This is a genomic window from Elioraea tepida, assembly GCF_019203965.1.
Lineage (GTDB): Bacteria > Pseudomonadota > Alphaproteobacteria > Acetobacterales > Acetobacteraceae > Elioraea_A > Elioraea_A tepida.
Map to the genome: position 1 here is coordinate 819,539 of NZ_CP076448.1, position 21,102 is coordinate 840,640.

The 21,102-nt window shown below is 71.2% G+C and carries 22 protein-coding genes; 10 read left to right on the plus strand and 12 right to left on the minus strand.

All coding sequences use genetic code 11. The features are described from left to right. Positions 1-128 precede the first annotated feature (128 nt). The gene (locus KO353_RS03910) at positions 129-782 is read left to right on the plus strand and encodes a hypothetical protein (RefSeq protein ID WP_218286446.1); all 654 of its coding nucleotides are present in this window, start codon (positions 129-131) and stop codon (positions 780-782) included. Positions 783-1,376: 594 nt separating this feature from the next. On the opposite strand, the gene secA is transcribed toward KO353_RS03910, so the two are convergent. Continuing rightward, a complete protein-coding gene (gene secA / locus KO353_RS03915) occupies positions 1,377-4,103 on the minus strand; it encodes a preprotein translocase subunit SecA (RefSeq protein WP_218286447.1) in 2,727 nt (908 codons plus the stop codon). A 273-nt stretch (positions 4,104-4,376) separates the two neighbouring features. On the opposite strand from secA, the gene KO353_RS03920 reads away from it, so the two are divergent. Genes KO353_RS03920 through KO353_RS03935 form a run of 4 tightly spaced genes read left to right on the plus strand, consistent with a single transcriptional unit; the run spans position 4,377 to position 8,285 of the window. Then, the gene (locus tag KO353_RS03920; protein ID WP_218286448.1) at positions 4,377-5,255 is read left to right on the plus strand and encodes a peptidylprolyl isomerase; all 879 of its coding nucleotides are present in this window, start codon (positions 4,377-4,379) and stop codon (positions 5,253-5,255) included. 12 nt (positions 5,256-5,267) lie between these two features. Then, positions 5,268-6,497, plus strand: a complete 1,230-nt coding sequence (argJ, locus tag KO353_RS03925) for a bifunctional glutamate N-acetyltransferase/amino-acid acetyltransferase ArgJ (RefSeq protein WP_218286449.1) — start codon at positions 5,268-5,270, stop codon at positions 6,495-6,497. Then, on the plus strand, positions 6,478-7,485 hold the full coding sequence (locus tag KO353_RS16820) for a bifunctional GNAT family N-acetyltransferase/(deoxy)nucleoside triphosphate pyrophosphohydrolase (RefSeq protein ID WP_218286450.1): 1,008 nt from the start codon (positions 6,478-6,480) through the stop codon (positions 7,483-7,485). The genes argJ and KO353_RS16820 overlap by 20 nt, the downstream gene beginning before the upstream one ends. 29 nt (positions 7,486-7,514) lie before the next feature. Continuing rightward, positions 7,515-8,285 (plus strand): competence/damage-inducible protein A, encoded by a 771-nt coding sequence (locus KO353_RS03935; RefSeq protein ID WP_218286451.1) that lies wholly within the window; start codon positions 7,515-7,517, stop codon positions 8,283-8,285. A gap of 124 nt (positions 8,286-8,409) precedes the next feature. On the opposite strand, the gene KO353_RS03940 is transcribed toward KO353_RS03935, so the two are convergent. Beyond that, complete coding sequence (locus KO353_RS03940; RefSeq protein ID WP_218286452.1) at positions 8,410-9,162, minus strand: sulfite exporter TauE/SafE family protein; 753 nt, start codon at positions 9,160-9,162, stop codon at positions 8,410-8,412. 10 nt (positions 9,163-9,172) lie between these two features. Then, positions 9,173-9,391 carry a DUF3553 domain-containing protein gene (locus KO353_RS03945; RefSeq protein ID WP_456236925.1) on the minus strand — a complete coding sequence of 73 codons (219 nt, stop codon included), beginning with the start codon at positions 9,389-9,391 and terminating at the stop codon, positions 9,173-9,175. Positions 9,392-9,496: 105 nt separating this feature from the next. On the opposite strand from KO353_RS03945, the gene KO353_RS03950 reads away from it, so the two are divergent. After that, on the plus strand, positions 9,497-10,474 hold the full coding sequence (locus KO353_RS03950; protein ID WP_218286453.1) for a tripartite tricarboxylate transporter substrate binding protein: 978 nt from the start codon (positions 9,497-9,499) through the stop codon (positions 10,472-10,474). Positions 10,475-10,483: 9 nt separating this feature from the next. Here the strand turns inward: KO353_RS03950 and KO353_RS03955 are convergent, their stop codons facing one another. Beyond that, on the minus strand, positions 10,484-11,422 hold the full coding sequence (locus KO353_RS03955) for a M48 family metalloprotease (protein ID WP_218286454.1): 939 nt from the start codon (positions 11,420-11,422) through the stop codon (positions 10,484-10,486). A 95-nt stretch (positions 11,423-11,517) separates the two neighbouring features. Between KO353_RS03955 and KO353_RS03960 the strand changes: the two genes are divergently transcribed. After that, positions 11,518-12,954 carry a mannose-1-phosphate guanylyltransferase/mannose-6-phosphate isomerase gene (locus KO353_RS03960; RefSeq protein ID WP_218286455.1) on the plus strand — a complete coding sequence of 479 codons (1,437 nt, stop codon included), beginning with the start codon at positions 11,518-11,520 and terminating at the stop codon, positions 12,952-12,954. 79 nt (positions 12,955-13,033) lie between these two features. Here the strand turns inward: KO353_RS03960 and KO353_RS03965 are convergent, their stop codons facing one another. From KO353_RS03965 to flgB, 7 genes are all read right to left on the minus strand, one after another. Further along, on the minus strand, positions 13,034-14,707 hold the full coding sequence (locus KO353_RS03965) for an ATP-binding protein (protein ID WP_218286456.1): 1,674 nt from the start codon (positions 14,705-14,707) through the stop codon (positions 13,034-13,036). Beyond that, positions 14,694-15,779 carry an EscU/YscU/HrcU family type III secretion system export apparatus switch protein gene (locus KO353_RS03970; protein ID WP_218286457.1) on the minus strand — a complete coding sequence of 362 codons (1,086 nt, stop codon included), beginning with the start codon at positions 15,777-15,779 and terminating at the stop codon, positions 14,694-14,696. Before KO353_RS03970 ends, KO353_RS03965 begins: the two co-directional genes overlap by 14 nt. A gap of 6 nt (positions 15,780-15,785) precedes the next feature. Then, positions 15,786-16,562, minus strand: a complete 777-nt coding sequence (locus KO353_RS03975) for a flagellar biosynthetic protein FliR (protein WP_218286458.1) — start codon at positions 16,560-16,562, stop codon at positions 15,786-15,788. A 4-nt stretch (positions 16,563-16,566) separates the two neighbouring features. Continuing rightward, complete coding sequence (gene fliQ / locus KO353_RS03980; protein ID WP_218286459.1) at positions 16,567-16,845, minus strand: flagellar biosynthesis protein FliQ; 279 nt, start codon at positions 16,843-16,845, stop codon at positions 16,567-16,569. A gap of 43 nt (positions 16,846-16,888) precedes the next feature. Beyond that, complete coding sequence (locus KO353_RS03985; RefSeq protein ID WP_218286460.1) at positions 16,889-17,209, minus strand: flagellar hook-basal body complex protein FliE; 321 nt, start codon at positions 17,207-17,209, stop codon at positions 16,889-16,891. Positions 17,210-17,220: 11 nt separating this feature from the next. Beyond that, positions 17,221-17,628, minus strand: a complete 408-nt coding sequence (gene flgC, locus KO353_RS03990; protein WP_218286461.1) for a flagellar basal body rod protein FlgC — start codon at positions 17,626-17,628, stop codon at positions 17,221-17,223. An 84-nt stretch (positions 17,629-17,712) separates the two neighbouring features. Then, positions 17,713-18,108, minus strand: coding sequence for a flagellar basal body rod protein FlgB (flgB, locus tag KO353_RS03995; protein ID WP_218286462.1), 396 nt, complete (start codon positions 18,106-18,108; stop codon positions 17,713-17,715). 179 nt (positions 18,109-18,287) lie between these two features. On the opposite strand from flgB, the gene KO353_RS04000 reads away from it, so the two are divergent. From KO353_RS04000 to fliP, 3 genes are read left to right on the plus strand one after another with little or no spacing between them, the layout of a single operon-like run. After that, the gene (locus tag KO353_RS04000) at positions 18,288-18,560 is read left to right on the plus strand and encodes a hypothetical protein (protein WP_218286463.1); all 273 of its coding nucleotides are present in this window, start codon (positions 18,288-18,290) and stop codon (positions 18,558-18,560) included. 41 nt (positions 18,561-18,601) lie between these two features. Further along, positions 18,602-18,901, plus strand: coding sequence for a flagellar biosynthetic protein FliO (locus tag KO353_RS04005; protein WP_218286464.1), 300 nt, complete (start codon positions 18,602-18,604; stop codon positions 18,899-18,901). Then, entirely contained in the window at positions 18,898-19,629 is a 732-nt protein-coding gene (gene fliP / locus KO353_RS04010) for a flagellar type III secretion system pore protein FliP (protein ID WP_218286465.1), read from the plus strand. Before KO353_RS04005 ends, fliP begins: the two co-directional genes overlap by 4 nt. Positions 19,630-19,659: 30 nt before the next feature. Here the strand turns inward: fliP and KO353_RS04015 are convergent, their stop codons facing one another. Then, on the minus strand, positions 19,660-21,054 hold the full coding sequence (locus KO353_RS04015) for a M20/M25/M40 family metallo-hydrolase (protein ID WP_218286466.1): 1,395 nt from the start codon (positions 21,052-21,054) through the stop codon (positions 19,660-19,662). Between the last annotated feature and the right edge of the window lie 48 nt (positions 21,055-21,102).

Genomic DNA, 21,102 nt, shown 5'->3' on the forward strand with positions numbered 1-21,102 from the left:
CCGGGCGAAGGCTGCTCGGCACACGGAGAGAGGCAGAGGCACGAAGGATGGCGATTGGCCGGCGGGATGTTCTGTGCGGGTGTAGCTGCGCATGGCTCGCGGCAGCGGCCGGACGGATCACCCCTGCCTTGGCGAACGTGCCCGGAAGCTACCGGCTCGAATTCGTCGGCAGTTTCGCCGCGACGACGCGGCATGGTGCCGTCGCCGCGCGGATCCGGGCCGATGCTCTGCCCGAGCGCGGCAGCTGGGCCGTCGGCCCGACCGAAGGGCTTGCCGGAGAGCTCACCGTTCTCGACGGGCGTGCCTTCGTCGCGACGGTCCGGCACCGCGAGGTAAGGGTCGTCGAGGACTGCAGCGCCGCGGCGCCGTTCCTCGTCTGGGCGGAGGTGGCGGGGTGGAGGGAGCACGCCCTGCCGCCGGGGCTTGCCGATGCGAGAGCGCTCGAGGCGCATCTGCAGGCGATCGCCCGTGATGCCGCGCTCCCGCCCGAGGGACCGTTCCCGTTCCTGCTCGTGGGCCGGCCCGAGGAGGTGACGTGGCATGTCCTCGGCGGGCCCGGCGCGGGGCCGCATGGCGGCGGGCATGGCCAGGCGGTCGACAAGCGGGTTTTCCGTGGGCGGTCGATGACCCTGATCGGATTCTACTCGCGACGGCACGAGGACGTGTTCACGCATCGCGGCGAGTTCTCGCACATCCACTTCGTTACCGACGACCGCGCCCTGTCGGGACACGTCGATGCGCTCGTCCCCGGAGTCGGACTTACGCTGAAGCTGCCTGCGTGAGTCTTGGCCTGCGTCGACACGGGCCGTTGATCCGGATCCGACGGGCGGGTTGGAGCGTCGCGCGCCGTTACGCTGAACGGGTGCCTTCCGTCGCTGAGGCCAGAATCTCTTGTCGCTGTCGAGATGACGTACGGACCGCGTGGGCACGGTCAGCGCCAGCCGGCAATCGAGAGCGCGGTCTTCGCTCGAGACGCACTGCGAGGCGTCCGTCCGCGCACCCGACGCAGTGGGCTTTCCGAACGCCCTGTCGCCTGCTGACCTCGCGCCGAGCCGCCGATGTCATATCTTCTCCCAAATGTCCTGCCGATCCTTTGACCGCCCGACCGGATCAGCTACGGATGCTAAACCCCACCAGGCCTGCATGCTCCGGATGCCTCGCTCCGCGCGGGATCACCGATCACCGCAAACAGTCCGAAGGGACAGGAGCGCGCACGCTCGTTTCTGGCAGCGATCAACCTTTCGCATCCCTCAATCAAGAACGAGACGACGTCGGCTCCGTTTTGACACTGCACCATATAATCGTCACCAAACGCCTGGAAGAACGAGTCCATTCGAAGCCTGAGCCGCTTCTCTTGTTTCCACCTGCAGGCGGGCTCACACCCGCCCATGACAGTGCTTGTACTTCTTCCCCGAACCGCAGGGGCAGGGGGCGTTGCGCGGCGTGCGGTGCCACGTCGCGGGATCGGCCGGATCGACGCCGCTTGCCGTCTCGCGGCGCACGGCAGGGCGCTCGAGCACGCCCGTCTCGCCGCCGCCCGCCTCGCCTGCGAAGGCGGGGTCGAGGCGCGAGGCGGTCATCTGCGGGGCGAAGACCGGCGGCGGCGGCGCAAGCTCGACACGCGCGAGCAGGCCGGTGACGCGCTCGCGCAGCTCGCCAAGCATCCGGTTGAACAGGGCAAAGGCCTCGGTCTTGTACTCGTTCAGCGGGTCACGCTGCCCATAGGCGCGCAGCCCGATCCCCTGGCGCAGATGGTCGAGCGCGAGCAGGTGCTCCTTCCAGACCTGGTCGAGCACCTGCAGAAGCACCGATTTCTCCACCTGGCGCATCAGTGCGGGGCCGAAATCGGCGGCCTTGCGCGCCATCAGGGCCTCGACCTCGCGCAGGATCCGCTCGCGCACCCCCTCGTCGTCGATCCCCTCCTCGGCCGCCCAGTCCTTGATCGGCAGATCAAGCCCGAACAGGCGCAGCGTCTCCTCGTGCAGGCCGGCGACATCCCACTGTTCCGGCATCGCGTTTTCGGGAATGCAGCGCGCGACGAGATCGGCGACCACCTCCTCGCGCATCTCGGCGACTGTGGCCGAAACGTCCTCCGCCTTCATGAACTCGCGCCGCTGGGCATAGACCTCGCGGCGCTGATCGTTCATCACGTTGTCGTACTTGAGCAGGTTGCGCCGGGTGTCGAAGTTGCGCGCCTCGACCTTCTTCTGCGCCTTCTCGAGCGCCTTGTTGATCCAGGGGTGGACGATCGCCTCGCCCTCCTTCAGCCCGAGCTTCTGCAGCATCCCGCCCATGCGGTCGGAGCCGAAAATGCGCATCAGGTCGTCCTCGAGCGAGAGGTAGAATTTCGAGGCGCCCGGGTCGCCCTGCCGGCCGGAGCGGCCGCGCAGCTGGTTGTCGATTCGCCGGCTCTCGTGCCGCTCGGTGCCGATGACGTAGAGGCCGCCCGCCGCCTTGACGATCTCGCGGTTGGCCGCGACCTCGGCGCGGATCGCCGCCGCCCTCGCCTCCTTCTCCGGGCCGTCCGGCATCCCGCCGAGCTCAAGCGCGATCTGCACCTCGGCGTTGCCGCCGAGCTGGATGTCGGTGCCGCGGCCGGCCATGTTGGTCGCGACCGTCACCGCTCCGGGCCGGCCGGCCTGGGCGATGATCGCCGCCTCCTGCTCGTGGAAGCGGGCGTTGAGCACATTGTGCGGAATGTTCCGCTGGCGGAGCAGGGCCGAGACGTGCTCGCTCTTCTCGATCGAGGTCGTGCCCAGCAGCACCGGCTGGTTGCGCGCCCGCGCCGCCTCGATGTCGCGGATCACCGCCTCGTACTTCTCGCGCGCCGTTCGGTAGACCTCGTCGTCATGGTCCTTCCGCGCGACCGGAAGGTTGGTCGGAATCTCGACCACCTCGAGCTTGTAGATCTCGGCGAACTCGTCGGCCTCGGTCGCCGCCGTGCCCGTCATGCCGGCGAGCTTGGGGTAGAGGCGGAAATAGTTCTGGAAGGTGATCGAGGCGAGTGTCTGGTTCTCCTGCTGGACGGGAACGCCCTCCTTTGCCTCAAGCGCCTGGTGCAGGCCGTCGGAATAGCGCCGCCCCTCCATCATCCGGCCCGTGAACTCGTCGATGATCACGATCTTCTGCACATTGTCGCGCGGGTCGCGCCGGACGACGTAGTCGACATCGCGCCGGAACAGCGTGTGCGCGCGCAGCGACTGGTTCAAATGGTGCACGAGCGAAATGTTGCCGATGTCGTAGAGGTTCCCCTCCTTGAGAACGCCCGCCTCGCGCAGCATCGCCTCGACCCGCTCAGTTCCGGCCTCCGTGAGCGAGACGGTGCGCAGCTTCTCGTCCTTCTCGTAGGTCGAGGCGTCCTGCACGAGCACGCGCACCACGGCGTCGACCTGGCGGTAGAGTTCGGAACTGTCGTCGGCGGGGCCCGAGATGATCAGCGGCGTGCGCGCCTCGTCGATCAGGATGCTGTCAACCTCGTCGACGATCGCGTAGTGGAAGTCCCGCTGCACCATATCCTCGAAGCGGTACTTCATGTTGTCGCGGAGGTAATCGAAGCCGAACTCGTTGTTCGTGCCGTAGGTGATGTCGGCGGCGTAAGCCGCGCGGCGCTCGTCGTCGGTCAGCCCGTGCACGATCACGCCGACGGTGAGCCCGAGGAAGGTGTAGATCCGCCCCATCCAGGCGGCGTCGCGCTTGGCGAGATAGTCGTTGACGGTGACGATGTGCACGCCTTTGCCCGTGAGCGCGTTGAGATAGGCGGGCAGGGTGGCGACGAGGGTCTTGCCTTCGCCCGTCTTCATCTCGGCGATCCGGCCGTCATGCAGCACCATGCCGCCGATCATCTGCACGTCGAAATGCCGCTGGCCGAGCGTGCGCACGGCTGCCTCGCGCACCACCGCGAAGGCCTCGGGGAGGAGATCGTCGAGGGTCGCGCCCTTGGCCAGCCGGTCGCGGAACTCGACCGTCTTTGCGGCCAGAGCCTCGTCCGAGAGCGCCTTCAGCGCCGGCTCGTGCGCGGCGATCGCCGGCACACGCTTGCGATAGGCCTTGAGCAGCCGGTCGTTCGAGGTGCCGAAGACGGCGCGGGCAAGACGATGCAGCATCGACGGTCGGGTCCAGTCCTGGTCCTGCCGCGCTCACCCGGCCGCAAAGGCCTCGGGATCGCGCGCGCTCTGGGGCGCCACGCCGGTGCGACGCGGACGCGGGGGCCCAAGTGCGGCCCCAGCGTCATATGGGCCTTCGCCGGCGGCGGCGTCAATCACGGGCAGTCGGCGGCCGGGCGGGCCAGCCGGCTGGTTGCTTGTCGCGTTCCCGGGATTCGGCCATGATCCGCGCCCCGGGAGCATCCCTGCGCCCGGACGCGTGAAGGATCCGAGATGCCCGGCCTCCCCTCCCGCCCTGCGCTCCTCGCGGCGGCGCTGCTCCTCGCCTCGCCGGCAGCGGTTGCGCAAGTGCAGCCGCTCGCGCCAGCCTCCGACCCGGTCGTCGCCCGGGTCGACGGCACGCCGATCCATCTCTCCGAGCTCGAGGAAGCCGTACGCGGCCTGCCGGAGCAGTTCCGTGCCATGCCGCCGCAGGTTCTTTACCCGGTCATGCTCGACCAGCTCATTACCCAGCGCGTGCTTGTGAACGCCGCCCGCAAGCTCAACCTGCAGGACACGCCGGAGGTGCGCGCTCGGATCCGCCGGGCCGAGGAGGAGGCGCTGCAGCAGGCCCTCCTCGCGCGCGAGATCGGCCCGCTTCTGACCGAACAGGCGCTCCGGGCACGCTACGAGCAGGACATCGTGAGCAAGCCGCAGGAGGCCGAGGTAAGGGCGCGCCACATCCTGGTGCAGACCGAGACGGAAGCGCGTCAGGCCATCACCGCTTTGCAGGGCGGGGCGGATTTCGCGACGCTCGCGCGGGAGCGCTCGCGCGGGCCCGGCGCCGCCGAGGGCGGCGATCTCGGCTTCTTCAAGCGGGAGGAGATGCCGGAGGCCTTCGCCGCAGCCGCCTTCGCCCTTGAGCCCGGGCAGTTCACCACCATGCCCGTGCGCACCCAGTTCGGCTGGCACGTGATCAAGCTCGAAGAGCGGCGCGAGGAGCCGCGGCCGAGTTTCGAGCAGGCGGAGGAGGGGCTGCGCCGAGCCATCATCGAGGAGGCGGCGACACGGGTGGTCGAGCGCCTGCGCGCCGAAGCCTCGGTGGAGCGTTTCGCCCTCGACGGGGCGCCGATCGCGGCTCCGCCGCTCGCGCCGGCGACACCGCGGCGCTGAGCGCCGGCTGCCATGGCCCACGCGGTCTCGCCGCTCGCGCAACCCCTCCCCGACCTTCCGCCGATCGCGGGCGTTCGGCTCGGCGCGACGGCGGCCGGCATACGCTATGTCGGGCGCGACGACCTCGTGATGGTCGAGCTCGCCCCCGGCACCACCGTCGCAGGCGTGTTCACCACGAATCGCTGCCCCGGAGCGCCGATCGACTGGTGCCGGTCGGCGCTGAAGGGCGGCAAGGCGCGGGCGCTCGTGGTCAACGCCGGCAATGCCAATGTCTTCACCGGACGCGCCGGTGCGGACGCGGTGCGGCAGTCGGCCGAGGCCGCGGCAGAGCTCGTCGGGTGCCGGTCGCGCGAGGTGTTCATCGCCTCCACAGGCGTGATCGGCCAGCCCCTTCCGGTCGAGAAGATCACCGCCGCTCTGCCCTCGCTCCACGCCTCGCTCGCCGAGGACGGCTGGGAGCGCGCCGCGCGGGCGATCATGACCACCGACACCTTCCCCAAGGCAGCGACCCGAACGGCGCGGATCGGCGAGACGGAGGTGCGGATCAGCGGCATCGCCAAGGGAAGCGGCATGATCGCCCCCGACATGGCGACGATGCTCGCCTTCGTGTTCACAGACGCGAAGCTGCCAGCGCCGCTCTTGCAGCGGCTGCTCACGAAGGGGGTGGCGACGAGCTTCAACTGCATCACGGTGGACAGCGACACCTCGACGTCGGACACGCTGCTTCTGTTCGCCACCGGAACGGCGAAGCACCCGCGCGTGCCGCCCGAAGGCGGCCCGATCCTGCGGGGCTTCCGCACCGCGCTCGATGCCGTACTGCACGAGCTTGCGCTTCTCGTGGTGCGCGACGGCGAGGGCGCGCAGAAGCTGATCAAGGTCTCGGTGTCGGGGGCGGTCAGCGCGACATCGGCGCGGCGGGTTGCGCTCTCGATCGCCAACTCCCCCCTGGTCAAGACCGCGATCGCGGGCGAGGACGCGAACTGGGGGCGGATCGTCATGGCGGTGGGCAAGGCGGGGGAGCCTGCGGATCGCGACCGGCTCGGCGTCGCCATCGGCGGCGTCTGGATGGCGCGCAACGGCACGGTGGTCGAGGGCTACGACGAGGCGCCGGTGGTCGCCCATATCAAGGGGCGGGAGGTCGACATCGCCGTCGATCTCGGCCTCGGCCGAGGCGCTGCCACCGTGTGGACCTGCGACCTCACCCACGCCTATATCGACATCAATGGCAGTTACCGAAGCTGACGCCGCGGCCCACGTTCTCTTGACGGAACGGCTTCGGCTGCGCCCGCTCGCCCGCGACGATGCGCCTCAGCTGCACCGGCTGATCAACGACTGGGAGGTCGCGCGCAATCTCGGCTCGGTGCCGTTCCCGTACACGCGCGAGGCGCTCGAGGCGTGGATCGCGACCACGGCAGAGGACCGAGCGGCCGGCCGTGCCTTCCATTTCTGCATCACCGGCCGCGCGGAGGAGCATCCGCTCGGCGTGATCGGGCTGACGCGCGTCGGCCCAGACGTGGCGCGTGTCGGCTACTGGGTCGGCCGACGCTACTGGGCACACGGCGTGGCGAGCGAGGCGGTCGCACGGCTCGTCGGCTGGGCGTTCGGCACGCTCGGCCTCGACCGGCTCGTCGCTTATGTCGCCGACGACAACGCCCCCTCGATCCGCGTGCTCGAGAAGCAGGGCTTCCGCTTCACCCACGAGGCCGAGCACGACTTCGTCTCGCGCGGCGGAGCGTTCCCGGTGCGCTGGTTCGCGCTGACCCGGGCGGATTGGCTGGCAGCGAGCGGCCACGGCAGCCCCGCTGGCGATCCGCTCTCGCTCGGCGAGGACAGGCCGCTCGTTCTCGTCTCGGCGGTCGCTCTGATCGACAGCGACGGCCGCGTGCTCATCGCGCGCCGGCCCGAAGGCAAGGCTCTCGCGGGCCTATGGGAGTTCCCGGGCGGCAAGGTGCGCCCGGGCGAGACGCCCGAGGCGGCGCTGATCCGCGAACTCCGCGAGGAGCTCGGCATCGACGTCTCGGCCGCCTGCCTCGCGCCCTTCGCCTTCGCAAGCCATGCCTACGAGTCGTTCCACCTCCTTATGCCGCTCTATCTCTGCCGCCGCTGGCAGGGCACGCCGGTGCCGCGCGAAGGCCAGGCGCTCGCCTGGGTGCGGCCGCAGAAGCTCGCCGAATATCCGATGCCGCCGGCCGACAGGCCGCTCGTTGCGATGCTGCGCGACTGGCTCTGACGCCGCGTGAACGCCCTGACGAGGACGCGATGACCGACACGCGCCCAACCGCCTGCCTGCTCGTGATTGGCGACGAGGTGCTCTCCGGCCGCACACGCGACGCCAACATCCAGTATCTCGGCACCCGCCTCAACGAGCTCGGGATCCCGCTGCGCGAGGTGCGTGTCATTCCCGATGACCGTGCCGTGATCGTGGCGACCGTGAACGAGGTCCGCCACCGTTTCACCTACGTGTTCACCACCGGCGGCATCGGGCCGACGCATGACGACATCACGAGCGAGTGCATCGCTGAGGCCTTCGGCGTGCCGTGGGTGGTGCACCCCGAGGCCTATGCCGAGATGGCGGCGGACTATGCGCGCCGGAACCCGCCCGTGGAGTTCAACGCCGCGCGGCAGCGCATGGCGACGATGCCCGAGGGCGCGACCCTGATCCGAAATGCCGTCTCGGTCGCGCCTGGGTTCCGGATCGGCAATGTCATCGTCATGGCGGGCGTGCCGAAGGTGATGCAGGCGATGTTCGAGGCGGTGGCGCCGACGCTCGAGGGCGGCATCCCCACGGTCAGCCGCAGCGTGCATGCGCAAGGCGTGCTCGAAGGCGCGATCGCCGAGCCGCTCGGGGCGATCCAGGCCGAGAGCCCAGGCGTGGCGCTCGGCAGCTACCCCTACTACCGGGCGGGCGGCAACGGGGTGGCGATCGTCGCGCGCGGCACCGACAGGGCCGCGGTCGAGGCGGCGATCGCGAAAGTGGCGGCGATGCTGCGCGCGGCCGGCGCCGAGCCTGTGTTCGGCGAGCCGGCCTGAGCTGAAGCGCGCCGCGGCCTCCCGCGCCGATGCCCTCCGCGCGAGGGTGACGGGGGAGGGCGGAGCACGGAACGCGTCGATCGAGGTCCGAGCGCGGTCTGCCCCCAGTCGGCGACCGCCCCCCTCACGCGATCAGAGCGACGAGTCCCACCGCGACCAGGATCGCATAGGCCACGGCGCGGAACGACGCCTGGCCGACGCGCCCGAAGAGAGCCGCGCCAAGGCGCACGAAGACGAGCAGGACCGGCACGAGAAGCGCCACCTTGACCAGAACCGTCATCGTGAACAGGCCCGTGACGAGGGGCGGCAGGAGCGCCACGAGCCCGAGCACGGCGAAGAACAGGATCAGGTTGGCGCGATGCTCGCGCGCCTCCTCGCTGCCCGCGAGCATGTAGAGGATCACCGGCGGCCCGCTCATCCCGGTCGAGCCCTTCATCAGCCCAGCCGTAGCGCCGACGGCGAGGGTGAGCGAGAGTGGCCGCGAGCCCCGGTAGCGCCAGCCGCTCGCGAGCACGGCGGCGAACAGGATCACGAGAACGCCCATAGCCCGCGTCAGCACGGCCGGGTCGGCCACCACCAGAACCCAGGCGCCGAACGGCACGGCAAGGCAGGCCGCCCCCGCCATCGGCAGCGCGACGCGGCGATTGACGTGACGCCAGGCGCCCACCAGGAGCTGGCTGCCGATCAGCGCCTCCATCAGAAGCATCGTCGGCACCCCGACGGCCGGGCCCCAGAGCACGCTGTAGACGGGGGCGAGCGTCAGCGCCGTGCCGAAGCCCGCAAAGCCGCGCATCACCCCGGCGATGGCCGTCGCCACGGCCGCGACCGCAAGCCGCCACTCGAACGCCGCCGCGACGGCGGCGCCGAGCCCGCTCATCCGGCCGCCCTCACCACGCCGGTGCGTCGTCGAGCGGCTCGAGCGGAACCACGGCGACGTTCACCAGCACCTTTCCGGCGTGCTCGAAATTCACCGTCACACGCGTGCCGACGACACTCTGCACCTGGCCCTCGCCCCAGTCGGGACGGAGAGGGTTGCGCACACGCTGGCCCGGGACGAGGGTGGAGGACACGCGCGGAAGATAGGCTGGCGGCGGCGTTCGCACCACCGGCTTCGGCCGGCCTCCGGCCGATCGAGGCGGCTTGCGAGTCCTGGCGCGGGCGTCAGAAGGGCACGTTGGGCGATCGACCCGGCTCAAGGGAGGAACCAACTGATGCGCACACTCGGCCGACGGGCAGCGGTTGGCGGCATCGCCGCCGGGCTTGCCGCCCCCGCCATCGCCACGGCGCAGGCCTGGCCTGCAGGCCCGATCAGGATCGTCGTCCCCTTCCCGCCGGGCGGCAGCACCGACGCCGTCGCACGCCTCGCCGCGCCAGGGCTTCAGGCGGCGCTCGGCGTGCCGATCGTGGTCGAGAACCGCGCCGGAGCCGCAGGCAGCATTGGCACGGGCGTGGTCGCCAACGCCGCGCCGGACGGCAACACCTGGCTTCTCACCTTCGACAGCCATGCCGTGTTGGAGGCGCTCCTGCCGAGCCTCGGCTTCTCGCCGGCGCGCGACCTCGCCCCGGTGATGCATATCGGGGGCGCTCCCTACGTGCTCGCGACCAAGCCGGACAAGCCGTTCCGCAGCATCGCCGACGTCATCGCGGCGGCAAGGGCGCGGCCCGACACCGTGAGCTTCGGCTCGACCGGCAACGGCACGATCGGCCATCTCGCGATGACGCTCTTCGGCCAGCGCGCCGGCGTGAAACTCACCCACATCGCCTATCGCGGCGGCGGCCCGGCGGTGACGGATGCGGTCGCCGGCGTGATAGACCTCGTGATCGGCTCCGCCGCCGTGCTCGCCCCGCAGATCAGCGGCGGCCGGCTTCGCGCAGTCGTTCAAATGGGGGCGGAGCGGCTGCCGGGGCTCGCCGACACGCCGACGATGCAGCAATCCGGGTTCGACGGCTTTGTCGCCGAGGCGTGGTGGTGTGTTTTCGCGCCTGCCCGCACGCCGGCCCCGGTGATCGCCCGGTTCCACGAGGCCCTGCTCGCTGCCTTCCGGGACCCGCGCGTCGTCGAGACGATGACGAATGCGCAACAGGCCCGGCTCGTGCTCTCCACACCCGAGGAGTGCGGCCGGTTCGTGGCGCGCGAGACCGAGGTGTGGAGCAAGGTGGTGCGCGACTACGCCATCAGGCCGGACTGACCGAGCGGGCTAACGCGCCCAAGGGTTCCGCACAATAAGCCGGCGCCGCGGCGGTGCAGGCGCGGTGTGCCACGCCGGCTCCCAGCCGAAGGGCTGATCGAGCGGCCGCGCGATCGTGGCGAGCGCCGCGATCCTCTGCGCGACCGTCGGGTGGGTCCGGAACCAGCGAAGCCAGAAGGGGCCGCGCGCCGCGAGCCGCTCGAAATCGTCGCCCTGGATGCGCTCGATCCGGGCGAGCGCCGAGGCAAGCGCCTCCGGATCGCCGGTCAGCTCCGCCGCTTCGGCATCGGCGAGGAACTCGCGCGATCGGGAGAGCGAGAGCGTGAGCAGATCGGCCGCGAGCGGCGACAGGATCAGCAGCGCGGGAAGAAGCGGATGCGCGCCGATCGCGCCGAGGCCCACGACCAGAGCGACGATCAGCCCCGCCTGGGCCATCGCCCGTGTGGCCGTGGCCGCGACGGTCGCAAGCCGCAGGACGAACAGGTCGCCGTGGCGTATGTGGCTGACCTCGTGTGCGAGCACCGCGGCGAGTTCCCGCGGCGTCAGGGCCTCGACCAGAGAGCGGGTGACGCCGATGCCGGGATCCGACGTGGTTCCGCCGGCGACCGCCTGGAGCGGGCGCTGCGGCAGGAGCCAGAGCCGCGGGGCCGCGGGCAGGCCGGCGCGACGCGACAGCTCCGCGACCATCGCGTACAGACCCGGCGCCTGGAAGGGCGACAGCGGCACCGCGCCGAACCCCTGGCGGAACAGGACCTCGCCCGGAACCGCGGAGAACAGGAGCGTGCTCGCGGCGAAGGCGGCGCCGACAACAAGCCCCTCAACGCCCGCCGCGAGCTGGCCGACCCCCCCGGCTAGCAGGACGAGCACGCCGAGGGTCGCCGCCGTCTCGAGCCGGTTGCGGCGGCGTGCGCGGGCGAGCGCACCCGCGTCGGTCATAAGCCGTGGCATCAGCCGCCTCTTCCCGTCATGCCGGCGGTGGTATCGCCTTCGCGCGCCGGGCGCTATAGGAGCGCCTCGCCCCCGCGCCGTCCACGGTCCTGCCCATGCCCGAGATCCGCCCCTCTCCCGTCATTCCCGTGATCCTCTCGGGCGGAACCGGCACCAGGCTCTGGCCGGCGAGCCGCGAGAGCCTGCCGAAACAGCTCCTGCCGCTGATCTCCGACAGGACCATGCTGGTCGAGACGGCTCTCCGCGCCTCGGCGGAGGCCGGCTTCGCCCCGCCGATCGTGGTCTGCAACGAGGCGCACCGGTTCCTGGTCGGCGAGCAGCTTCGCGAAGCGGGCATTACGGGAGCGCGGATCGTGCTCGAGCCGGAGGGGCGGAACAGCGCGCCTGCGATCGCCGCCGCCGCTCTCCTTGTCGCCGAGACCGAGCCCGATGCCACGCTGTGGATGATGGCGGCGGATGCGGTGATCGCCGACATCCCCGCCCTGCACGCTGCCGTCGACGCTGCCGCCACCGCCGCCCGCGCGGGACATGTCGTCACCTTCGGCATGACGCCGACCGCAGCCGAGACAGGCTACGGCTACATCGAGACGGGCGACCCGCTTCCTGGCCTGCCCGGCGTGCTTGCGGTGAGGCGCTTCACCGAGAAGCCGGATGCCGCCACCGCCGCGGCCTTCGTCGCGGGGGGGCGGCACTTGTGGAACAGCGGGATGTTCGTGTTCACCGCGGCAACGCTGATCGCCGAGCTCGAGCAGCACGCGCCCTCGGTGCTCGAGGCTGTGCGCAAAGCCGTCGCGGCACGCACGACCGACCTCGACTTCATCCGGCTTGACCGTGCCGCCTTCGCCGCCTGCCCCTCGATCAGCCTCGACTATGCGGTGGCGGAGAAGACGAGCCGGGCGGCGGTGGTTCCGGCCTCGCTCGGATGGTCGGATGTCGGCTCCTGGGCGGCTCTGTGGGAGCTCGCCGCGAAGGACGCTTCCGGGAACGTCGCCATCGGCAACGTTCTCGTCGAGGACTGTCGCAACGCCTATGTGCGCAGCGACGGCCCGCTCGTCGCCGTGCTCGGCCTCGAGGACGCCGTCGTGGTCGCGACCGAGGACGCCGTGCTCGCCATGCCGCGGTCGCGCGCCCAGGACGTCAAGCGTGTGGTTGATCGGCTGAAGGCGGCGAAGCGGAGGGAGGCGACGGAGCATCGCCGCATGTACCGCCCCTGGGGGTTCTACGAGGGCCTGATCGCGGGCGAGCGGTTCCAGGTGAAGCGGATCGTCGTTCAGCCGGGCGGGCGGCTGTCGCTGCAGAAGCATTTCCATCGCGCCGAGCACTGGGTGGTGGTGGCTGGCACGGCCGAGGTGACGCGCGGCGACAAGGTGCTGCTTCTGCGCGAGAACGAGAGCGTGTACCTGCCGCTCGGCTGCGTGCACCGCCTGGTCAATCCGGGCAGGATCCCGCTCGTGCTGATCGAGGTCCAGTCCGGCTCCTATCTCGGGGAGGACGACATCGTCCGGCTCGAGGACGTCTACGGCCGCAGCTGAGGCGCTCCCCGGCGGGCGGGCGCCTGTCGCGGCGTGCCGCTGGCCAGGTGCCGGACGGACGGCAACGGGGAGGGACCGCTCACGCCACCAGCGTGTCGAGCCGGGCGGCGAGCTCCTTGAGGGAGAACGGTTTGGGGAGGAACTGGACGGGCGCCCCGGGCAGATCGGCGATCGCCTCGGTCTCGGCATAGCCGGAGACGAGGATGACGGGCAGTGAGGGGAGGGACGCGCGCACGGCTCGGACGAGCGCCGCCCCATCCATTCCGGGCATGGACACGTCGCTCACGAGCGCCGCCGGCGGCTCCTGCTCGTCGGCGAGCAGAGCGAGCGCCGCCTCGGCCGAGTCGGCCGTGAGCACCCGCCACCCTGCCCGTGCGAGGCCGCGCGCGGTCAGCCGTCGCACGGACTCCTCGTCCTCGACCAGGAGAACGGTGCCGCGGGTCGGCAGCGTTTCGGGGGAGACATCCGCGGGCTCGGACTCGGCGGGCGTGGGCTGGGTCGGGACCGCTGTCGGCTGCGGCCGCGGGGCGTGCTGCTCGGGCGGCGGGTCGGGCCCGATCGCGCCCTCGTGCCGCGGCAGGTAGATCCGGAAGGTCGTGCCCTCGCCGCGCGTGCTCTCGACCGCGACGAATCCATCCGTCTGCCGAACGATCCCGTACACCATCGCAAGCCCGAGCCCCGTGCCCCCCTGGTCGCGCTTAGTGGTGAAAAACGGCTCGAAGAGGCGGGGGATATGCTCGGGCGGGATGCCGCAGCCGGTGTCGGCGACCTCGACCATCGCGTAACGGCCGGGCGGGATCACCTCCTGGCCACGCACCAGCGGCCGATGGAGGGTCACGGCGCCGGTGCGTATCCCGAGCCGCCCGCCCTCCGGCATCGCATCGCGTGCGTTCAGCGCGAGATTGACGATCACCTGGTCGAACTGAACCGGATCGACGCGCACCAGGCAGCCCGGACGGTCGAGATCGAGCGAGATTACGATCCGCTGGCCGAGCAGCCGGCGCAACAGGCTCGCCACGTCCTCGATCGCCGCGTTCAGCGCGATCACCCGCGGCTGCAGCGTCTGCTTGCGGCCGAAGGCGAGCAGCTGGCGCACGAGCGCCGCCCCGCGCTCGGCGCTGCGGCGCACGTGGATGAGATCGGCCCGCGTCGCCTCGTCGAGCTCCGGCCGCTCGAGCCCCATGTCGGCCGCGGCGATGATCGCAGTGAGCAGATTGTTGAAGTCGTGCGCGATACCGCCCGCGAGCTGCCCCACCGCCTGCATCTTCTGCGTCTGCGCGAGCTGCATCTCGAGCGCCCGGTGGCGGGTGATGTCGATCAGCCGAACAACGGCACCGCCGATCTGGCCGTCATCCTCCACGAGCGGCGAGATCGAGACCATCGCGACCGTCGTCCCCGCGGGGTCCTCGTCCGGCCGCTCCTTGGCACGGCCGAGCCGGAGCTCGAGGCCGGTTCTGCCCGACCGCATCACCGAGAGCCGCGCGAACTCGGCCTCGAGCAGATGCCGGTCCTCGGGATGGACGAGATCGGCGAGCGGAAGCCCGGGCACCACCCCGGCCGCCGGAACGCCGGCGATGCTCGCCACCGCCGCATTGGCGGCGACGATCCGCCCCTCCCAGTCAACGATGGCGATGCCGAGCGCCGCCTCCTCGAACAGGCGGCGCCAGGCTGCGCCGTCGCCGGCGACGAGAGCGGCAAGACGCGCCGACCCGACACGGCCTTGCCCCGGGGTGGTCGTCTCAGCGGGCGCCACCAGTGGCCCCCACGCCGCGCCCGCTGAGACGCCAGACATAGGCGATGATCTCTGCCACGGCCTCGTAATGCTCCGGCGGGATTTCCCGATCAAGCTCGACGGCGTAGAGAGCGCGCGCGAGCGGCGGGTTCGCCACAAGCGGGATGCCGTGCCTCTCGGCGGCCGCCCGGATGCGCAGGGCGAGATGGTCCACCCCTTTCGCCACCACCTTCGGCGCCCCGCCGGAGCCGCGCTCGTAGGCAAGCGCGACAGCGTAGTGCGTGGGGTTGGTGACCACCACCGTCGCCTTCGGCACCGCCGCCATCATCCGGTTGCGCGAGCGTTCGATTCGAATCCGCTTCAGCCGCGCGCGGATCTCCGGGTCGCCCTCGGTCTCCTTCAGCTCTTCGCGGATGTCCTCGCGCGACATCCTGAGCCTGCGCACATGGTCGTAGCGCACCCAGAGGAGATCGAGCACGGCGATGGCGGCGAAGGCGCCGGCGAGAGCACCGAGCAGAACGAGGCTGTCGTCGCGCAGCGCGGCGAGGAGCCGCCCGGTCGGCCAGGCGACGGCGGGGACGATCTGCCAGGCCATCGCGCCGAGCACGAGGCCAGCGACGACGCAGAGCACGGCGAGCTTGGCGAGGTTCTTGAGAAACTCGACGAGATTGGCGGCCGAGACGAGGCGCTTGAGCCCGCCGAGCGGGCTCAGCCGCGAGGCCTTCGGAACGATCAGGCTCGATGCGACCATGCCGCGCGTCTGCAGGAGGGTGGCGGCGGGGCCAAGCAGCATCGGCGGCAGAGCGACCGCGGCGACGGCGAGCGCTCCCCACAGCAGCATCCGCCACAACGCCGCCGCAAGCCCCGCCCCCGTGATCTCGGAGGACCGCTCGAAGAGTACGAGTCCGCCCTGCACAAGCTGGCCGGCGGCAAGCGGCAAAGCGAACGCAAGCCCCGCGAGCGCACCCGCCAGCCCGACCGCTCCGGTCACCTCCCGCGAGACGGCGACCTGGCCTTGCTCGCGCGCCTTCTCAAGCCGGCGCTGTGTCGGGGCTTCCGTCTTGTCGCCCGCGCTCTCCTGTTCCTCGGCCATCGCCGGTCAGAGCCCCGGCAGGCCGGTGAAATGCTCGCGCACCACCTCGGCCCAGGCGCCGAGCAGCGCTCCCGCAAGCAGCGCCATCAGCGCGAGACCGCCGATGATCTGGGCCGGCATCGCGACGAAATAGACCTGCATCTGCGGAACGATCCGCGACATCACCCCGAGCGCGAGCTGGAACACGATCGCCGCGAGCACGAAGGGGCCGGCGAGCTGGAAGCCGAGGCCGAAGCTCGCCGCCGCCGCGCGCACCGCCGCCTCCGCCGCCGCTTCGGCCGGGAAGACAGCGCCGGCCGGCAGGACGGCATAGGAGCCGGCCAGCGCCGCGAGCGGCAGCGCATGCAGGCCGGTGGCGAACAGGGTCACGATCGCGCCGAGCCCCAGGAGGCGCGCGAGCGCCGTGCCGGTGGCGCCGAAGGCGGGGTCGAACAGCACGGCCGAGGAGAGGCCGAGCAGGAAGCCGACGAACTGGGCGGCGACGGGGAGAGCGAGCACGATGATCCGCGCGAGCAGCCCGATCCAGAGGCCGATGAGGCACTCGGTGACCACGAGCAGCATCGCCCGCGCGGCGTCCGCGGGCGGCGGCGGCAGGCCGGATGACACCGCCGGCCAGACGATCGCCGCGAAGGCGAGAGCGATCGCCGCCTTCACCGTCACCGGAACCTCCGCCTCGCCGAAGGCAGGAAGCGCGAGCACGGCCGCGCCGATCCGGCAGACCACAAGCAGAAAGCCGAAGGTCCAGGCCGGCAGGAGACCGGGAAGCTCGGCCGGGTCGAGCATCGCCTCAGAAGCCGCCGCCGCCGACCGCGACGATCCGGTCGAACAGCCGTTCCGCGAAGGCACCGACCGTGCCGCCGATGAAAGGCGCGGCGAAGGCGGCCACCACCGCGACCGCGATCACCTTCGGCACGAACACGAGCGAGGCCTCGTTGACCTGCGTCAGCGCCTGCAGGAGCGACACCGCGAGCCCGACGATGAGTGCCGCGGCCATCAGCGGCCCAGCCGCGAGGATCGTCACCCACAAGCCCTCGCGCACGAGCGAGAGCACGTCCTGGTCGGTCATCTCCCTACCCCTTCTGGGCCGGAGGGTGCGACGGCTTCTGCCGTCAGATCGGCATGCGCATCACGTCCTGGTAGGCCTGGATCACCCGGTCGCGGATCGCGACCGTCGTCTGCAGGGCAAGCTCGGCGCGCGCGACAGCGGTGACGACGGAGGTGATGTCGCCGCCGCCTGCGATCGCCTCCATCGCGGCGCGGTCGGACGCCTTGGCCGCCTCGACGGTCGCCGACATCGCCCGCTCGAGCAGCGCTCCGAAGCCGCTCGCCTGCGCCCCCTCGCCCGAAGCGGCGGGCGTTCCGTCCCCGGGCTGGCCGAGCGCGGTGGCCGCATAGCGTGAGGCGGCCGTCGCTGCCGGGATTGAGCCCATGGCGGCCGCCGTCAGCGCAACAGCTCGATGGCGCGGGTCAGCATCCCACGCGTCACCTCGAGCACGGCGAGATTGGCGCTGAAGGCGCGCTGCGCCTCGCGCATGTCCATCATCTCGATGAAGCTGTTCACGTTCGGCACCTTCACGTAGCCCTTGTCGTCCGCCGCCGGGTGGCCCGGCTCATACCGCGTGCCGAAACCGCTCCGGTCACGCCCGACCTGCTTGACGCGCACCGTCTCGACGCCGAGGGCACGGTCGAGCCGGTTCTCGAAGGTCACGGTCTTGCGCCGGTAGGGCTCTCCCTCCGGCGTCGTCGCCGTGGTATCGCGGTTGGCGAGGTTTTCCGCCACGACCCGCAGCCTGAGCGACTGCGCGTCCATGCCGCTTGCGGAGATCCTCAGCGCCTTGAAGAGGTCCATGCTGTCCTCCGTGCCCGCCATGCACCGCGGCGGTTCTCCGCATCATGGGGGCGAAACCTTTCCACCACGTTTCGAACCGCCGCCTCAGCCGCGCCCGAGAGCGAGCCGGAACAGGCCGAGATACTTGCGGTAGAGGCCGATGGCGAGCTCGTGCTGGGTCTCGGTCTCGGCGGCGCGGGCGAGCTCCTGCTCGAGCCGCACCGCGTTGCCGTCATGGGTGCGCTCCTGAGCGAGACGCTCCGGCCGCCCGGCGGCTGCGGCGGCCGAGGAGGGCAGCATGTGCTGCGGTGCGGTGCGCGCCATGGCCACCGCGCCGGCGCCTGTGCGCGCAAGCATCCTTGCGAAGGGCTGCACGTCGCGCGCGGCATAGCCTGGCGTGTCGGCATTGGCGATGTTCTGCGCGATCACCTGCTGGCGCCGGTCGAGCCAGTCGAGCCGCCGCTGCGCGAGCTTCAGGACATCCAGCCGTCCGAAATCCATCCCGACCCCGCTTCCCGCGCGCCCGCCGTGGCACGCCTTGCTATGTTCTCGCGGGCAAAGGTGAACGGAGCGTCAACGCCGACATGCGGGCGCGCTTAATCGGCCGCTAACCTCGCGCTGGTCAGATCCTGCGCGCGGCCGCATGCGGCGGCGCGGCGGATCTCTTGCCGGAGAGGGCCATGGAGACACCGGAGTCGGGTGAGGGCGGGGCGGCGGCCATCACGGCTGCGCTCGGGCGGCTTGCCGACGCTCTCGCGCTCGCGCGCGTGCTGGTCCAGTCGGGGCTTGCGGTCGATCTCTCCGGGCTCGATCGCGAGGTCGGAGACCTCTGCGCCGAGGCGGTGGCGCTGCCCCGCGCCGAGGGGCGCGAGATGGCAACCCCGCTTGCCGACCTTCTCGCCCAGATCGACGACCTCGAACGCGCGATGGAGCGCTACCCGCCGCTCCGCTGACGCACTCCCCCTCACGCACGTGGCAGAAGGCCAGCGCAGACATGGACGCTCTCTCGACCGTTCCGCTCGCGATCGCCGCCCTCGCGGCGACCATCGGCGCGATCCTGCTCGCTGCGGCGATTGCGCGACGCAGTGGTCTTGCCGCCGCGGCGCGGCCGGGGCGGCGGCTCGCCGTGATCGAGACCGTCGCGCTCGACCCGCGGCGTCGGCTCGTGCTCGCGCGCATCGACCAGGCCGAGGCGCTCCTGCTCGTCGGCGGAGAGAGCGACCAGGTGGTCGGCTGGGTCACGCCGCCCCGGGCCCAGCCGCCCGGCGCCGCCACGACCGGAGACCGCGCATGATGCGCCTCCTGGTCGCGATCGCCCTTCTCCTCATGCCCTCCGCGGCGCTGGCGCAGAGCGTCACGATCGACCTCGGCGAGGCGGCAGACGGCTCGGCCGCGACGCGGCTGATCCAGCTCACGGCGCTGATCGCGCTCCTCTCGCTTGCTCCCTCGCTGCTCGTGATGGTCACGTCCTTCGCGCGGATCGTGATCGTGCTCAGCCTGCTTCGTTCCGCTCTCGGCACGCAGGGCACGCCGCCGAACATGGTGCTGATCGGGCTTGCGCTGTTCCTGACCTTCTTCGTCATGCAGCCGGCCTTTGAGGCGTCCTGGGTGCAGGGGATCCTGCCGATGACGGAAGGGCGTGTGTCCGAGCTCGAGGGCATGCGGCTCGCCGCCGAGCCGTTCCGCGCCTTCATGCTCGCCAATCTGCGCGAGAGCGACCTTTCGCTGTTCCTCGACCTCGCCCGGCTTCCCCCGCCCCCTTCGCCGGACGCCACGCCGTGGCGCGCGCTCATCCCCGCCTTCCTCGTGGGCGAGCTCCGCCGTGCCTTCGAGATCGGCTTTTTGCTGTTCATCCCGTTCCTGGTGATCGACCTCGTCGTCGCCTCGGTGCTGATGAGCATGGGCATGATGATGCTGCCGCCCACCGTCGTGTCGCTGCCGTTCAAGCTGATCTTCTTCGTGCTCGTGGACGGATGGCGCCTCGTCTCGGGCTCGCTCGCCCAGGGATTCGTCGGCGCTTGAGCGCGAGGCCGGCGCGGGCAGCGCGCCGCGTCAGCGCGGGGTCGTCCCCTCGCCGAGGTCCCACCAAAGCCCGGCCATCAGCGCAAGCCCCTCGCGCAGTGTCGCCGGGATCACGTGCTCGTCCGGCCCGTGCTGCTTGCACCCGGTATAGCTGTGCGGGATCCAGACGAGCGGCACCCCAAGATGGTCGACGAACACGTCCCCGGGCAGGCCGCCCGAGCTGTTTGGGATCACCTGCGGCGGGCAACCCAGGGTGCGCGCGATCGAACCCGACACGAACCGAACCCAGGGGTGGTCAGGGTCGGTTCGGCTTGCGGGCATACGCACGCCGGGGCGTTCGATGCGCACCTCGGTGAACCCGTGCGCATCGAGGTGGCGGCGCAGTGCGGGCTCGAACGCGGCCGGGTCGGTGTCGACCGTGTAGCGGATCTGGCAGTGCGCCCACGCATCGGGGGCGACCGCGTTGACCGGCCCGTCGGGCTTGCCCGAGAGAAGCGCGAGCACGATGAAGCTGTTCCAGCCATAGACCTTCTCGGCGGGCGTCAGCCCGGGCTCGCCCCAGCCCGGGTCGATCGTTGCCGCCTCGCCGCCGCCGCCGAGCGGGCAGCCGGCGAGAGCCGCCTTCACCGAAGGGGGCATGCCGCCTGCGGGTGTCCAGCCAGGGACGAGGATACGCCCGTTCCGGTCCATGATGGCGGCAAGCGCATGCGCGAGGATGATTGCCGGGTCGCGCGTCAACCCGCCCCAGTGGCCGGAATGCACCCCACCCGAGCGGAGCCGAACCGCGAGGTCGAAGTGGAACGTGCCGCGCGTGCCGGTGCAGATGGTCGGCACGTCCGGCATCACCCGCGGGCCGTCGGAGCCGATCAGCACATCGGCCGCAAGACGCGCGCGATTCGCTTCGACGAATGCGCGCAGGCCCTGCGAGCCGCGCTCCTCCGCCGTCTCGATCACGACTTTGAGGTTGAAGCCAAGACGCCCGCCTCGCTCGGCGAGAACGGCCTCGAGCGCGGCGAGATTCAGCGCATGCTGGCCCTTGTTGTCCGCCGTTCCGCGGCCGTACCAGCGGCTATCGCGCTCGACGAGACGCCACGGCTCGAGCCCGTCGCGCCACTGCTCGGCAAGGCCGCGCACTGTGTCTCCGTGGCCGTAGGTGATGACGGTCGGAAGCCCCTCGCCCTCGTGGCGCAGGCCGACGAGGATCGGCCCGAGCCCTGGCAGCGGATTGGGATGGATCGTCACCGCGAAGCCGAGGCGTTCGAGCCAGCGCTGGAGCGCGCCGAGATAGCGGTCGAGGTCGGGCCGGTGCGCCTCCTCCTGGCTCGTCGAGGGGATGGCGACCAGCTCAGCGAGCGTCTCGCGGAAGCCACCGCCGTCGAAGACTGCCAAGGCCCGCGCCACAGCCCCATCCCGCGTTCCAGCCATAGGCCCCTCCCTCGAGACTGACGGGGGGACGCTGGCATCGCGACGCGG

What these genes read in the sequence shown, in the direction of transcription:
- secA (WP_218286447.1), bottom strand. Translation starts at nt 4,103, where the DNA reads ATGCTGCATCGTCTTGCCCGCGCCGTCTTCGGCACCTCGAACGACCGG.
- KO353_RS03920 (WP_218286448.1), top strand. Translation starts at nt 4,377, where the DNA reads ATGCCCGGCCTCCCCTCCCGCCCTGCGCTCCTCGCGGCGGCGCTGCTC.
- argJ (WP_218286449.1), top strand. Translation starts at nt 5,268, where the DNA reads ATGGCCCACGCGGTCTCGCCGCTCGCGCAACCCCTCCCCGACCTTCCG.
- KO353_RS16820 (WP_218286450.1), top strand. Translation starts at nt 6,478, where the DNA reads ATGGCAGTTACCGAAGCTGACGCCGCGGCCCACGTTCTCTTGACGGAA.
- KO353_RS03935 (WP_218286451.1), top strand. Translation starts at nt 7,515, where the DNA reads ATGACCGACACGCGCCCAACCGCCTGCCTGCTCGTGATTGGCGACGAG.
- KO353_RS03940 (WP_218286452.1), bottom strand. Translation starts at nt 9,162, where the DNA reads ATGAGCGGGCTCGGCGCCGCCGTCGCGGCGGCGTTCGAGTGGCGGCTT.
- KO353_RS03950 (WP_218286453.1), top strand. Translation starts at nt 9,497, where the DNA reads ATGCGCACACTCGGCCGACGGGCAGCGGTTGGCGGCATCGCCGCCGGG.
- KO353_RS03955 (WP_218286454.1), bottom strand. Translation starts at nt 11,422, where the DNA reads ATGCCACGGCTTATGACCGACGCGGGTGCGCTCGCCCGCGCACGCCGC.
- KO353_RS03960 (WP_218286455.1), top strand. Translation starts at nt 11,518, where the DNA reads ATGCCCGAGATCCGCCCCTCTCCCGTCATTCCCGTGATCCTCTCGGGC.
- KO353_RS03970 (WP_218286457.1), bottom strand. Translation starts at nt 15,779, where the DNA reads ATGGCCGAGGAACAGGAGAGCGCGGGCGACAAGACGGAAGCCCCGACA.
- KO353_RS03975 (WP_218286458.1), bottom strand. Translation starts at nt 16,562, where the DNA reads ATGCTCGACCCGGCCGAGCTTCCCGGTCTCCTGCCGGCCTGGACCTTC.
- fliQ (WP_218286459.1), bottom strand. Translation starts at nt 16,845, where the DNA reads ATGACCGACCAGGACGTGCTCTCGCTCGTGCGCGAGGGCTTGTGGGTG.
- KO353_RS03985 (WP_218286460.1), bottom strand. Translation starts at nt 17,209, where the DNA reads ATGGGCTCAATCCCGGCAGCGACGGCCGCCTCACGCTATGCGGCCACC.
- flgC (WP_218286461.1), bottom strand. Translation starts at nt 17,628, where the DNA reads ATGGACCTCTTCAAGGCGCTGAGGATCTCCGCAAGCGGCATGGACGCG.
- flgB (WP_218286462.1), bottom strand. Translation starts at nt 18,108, where the DNA reads ATGGATTTCGGACGGCTGGATGTCCTGAAGCTCGCGCAGCGGCGGCTC.
- KO353_RS04000 (WP_218286463.1), top strand. Translation starts at nt 18,288, where the DNA reads ATGGAGACACCGGAGTCGGGTGAGGGCGGGGCGGCGGCCATCACGGCT.
- KO353_RS04005 (WP_218286464.1), top strand. Translation starts at nt 18,602, where the DNA reads ATGGACGCTCTCTCGACCGTTCCGCTCGCGATCGCCGCCCTCGCGGCG.
- fliP (WP_218286465.1), top strand. Translation starts at nt 18,898, where the DNA reads ATGATGCGCCTCCTGGTCGCGATCGCCCTTCTCCTCATGCCCTCCGCG.
- KO353_RS04015 (WP_218286466.1), bottom strand. Translation starts at nt 21,054, where the DNA reads ATGGCTGGAACGCGGGATGGGGCTGTGGCGCGGGCCTTGGCAGTCTTC.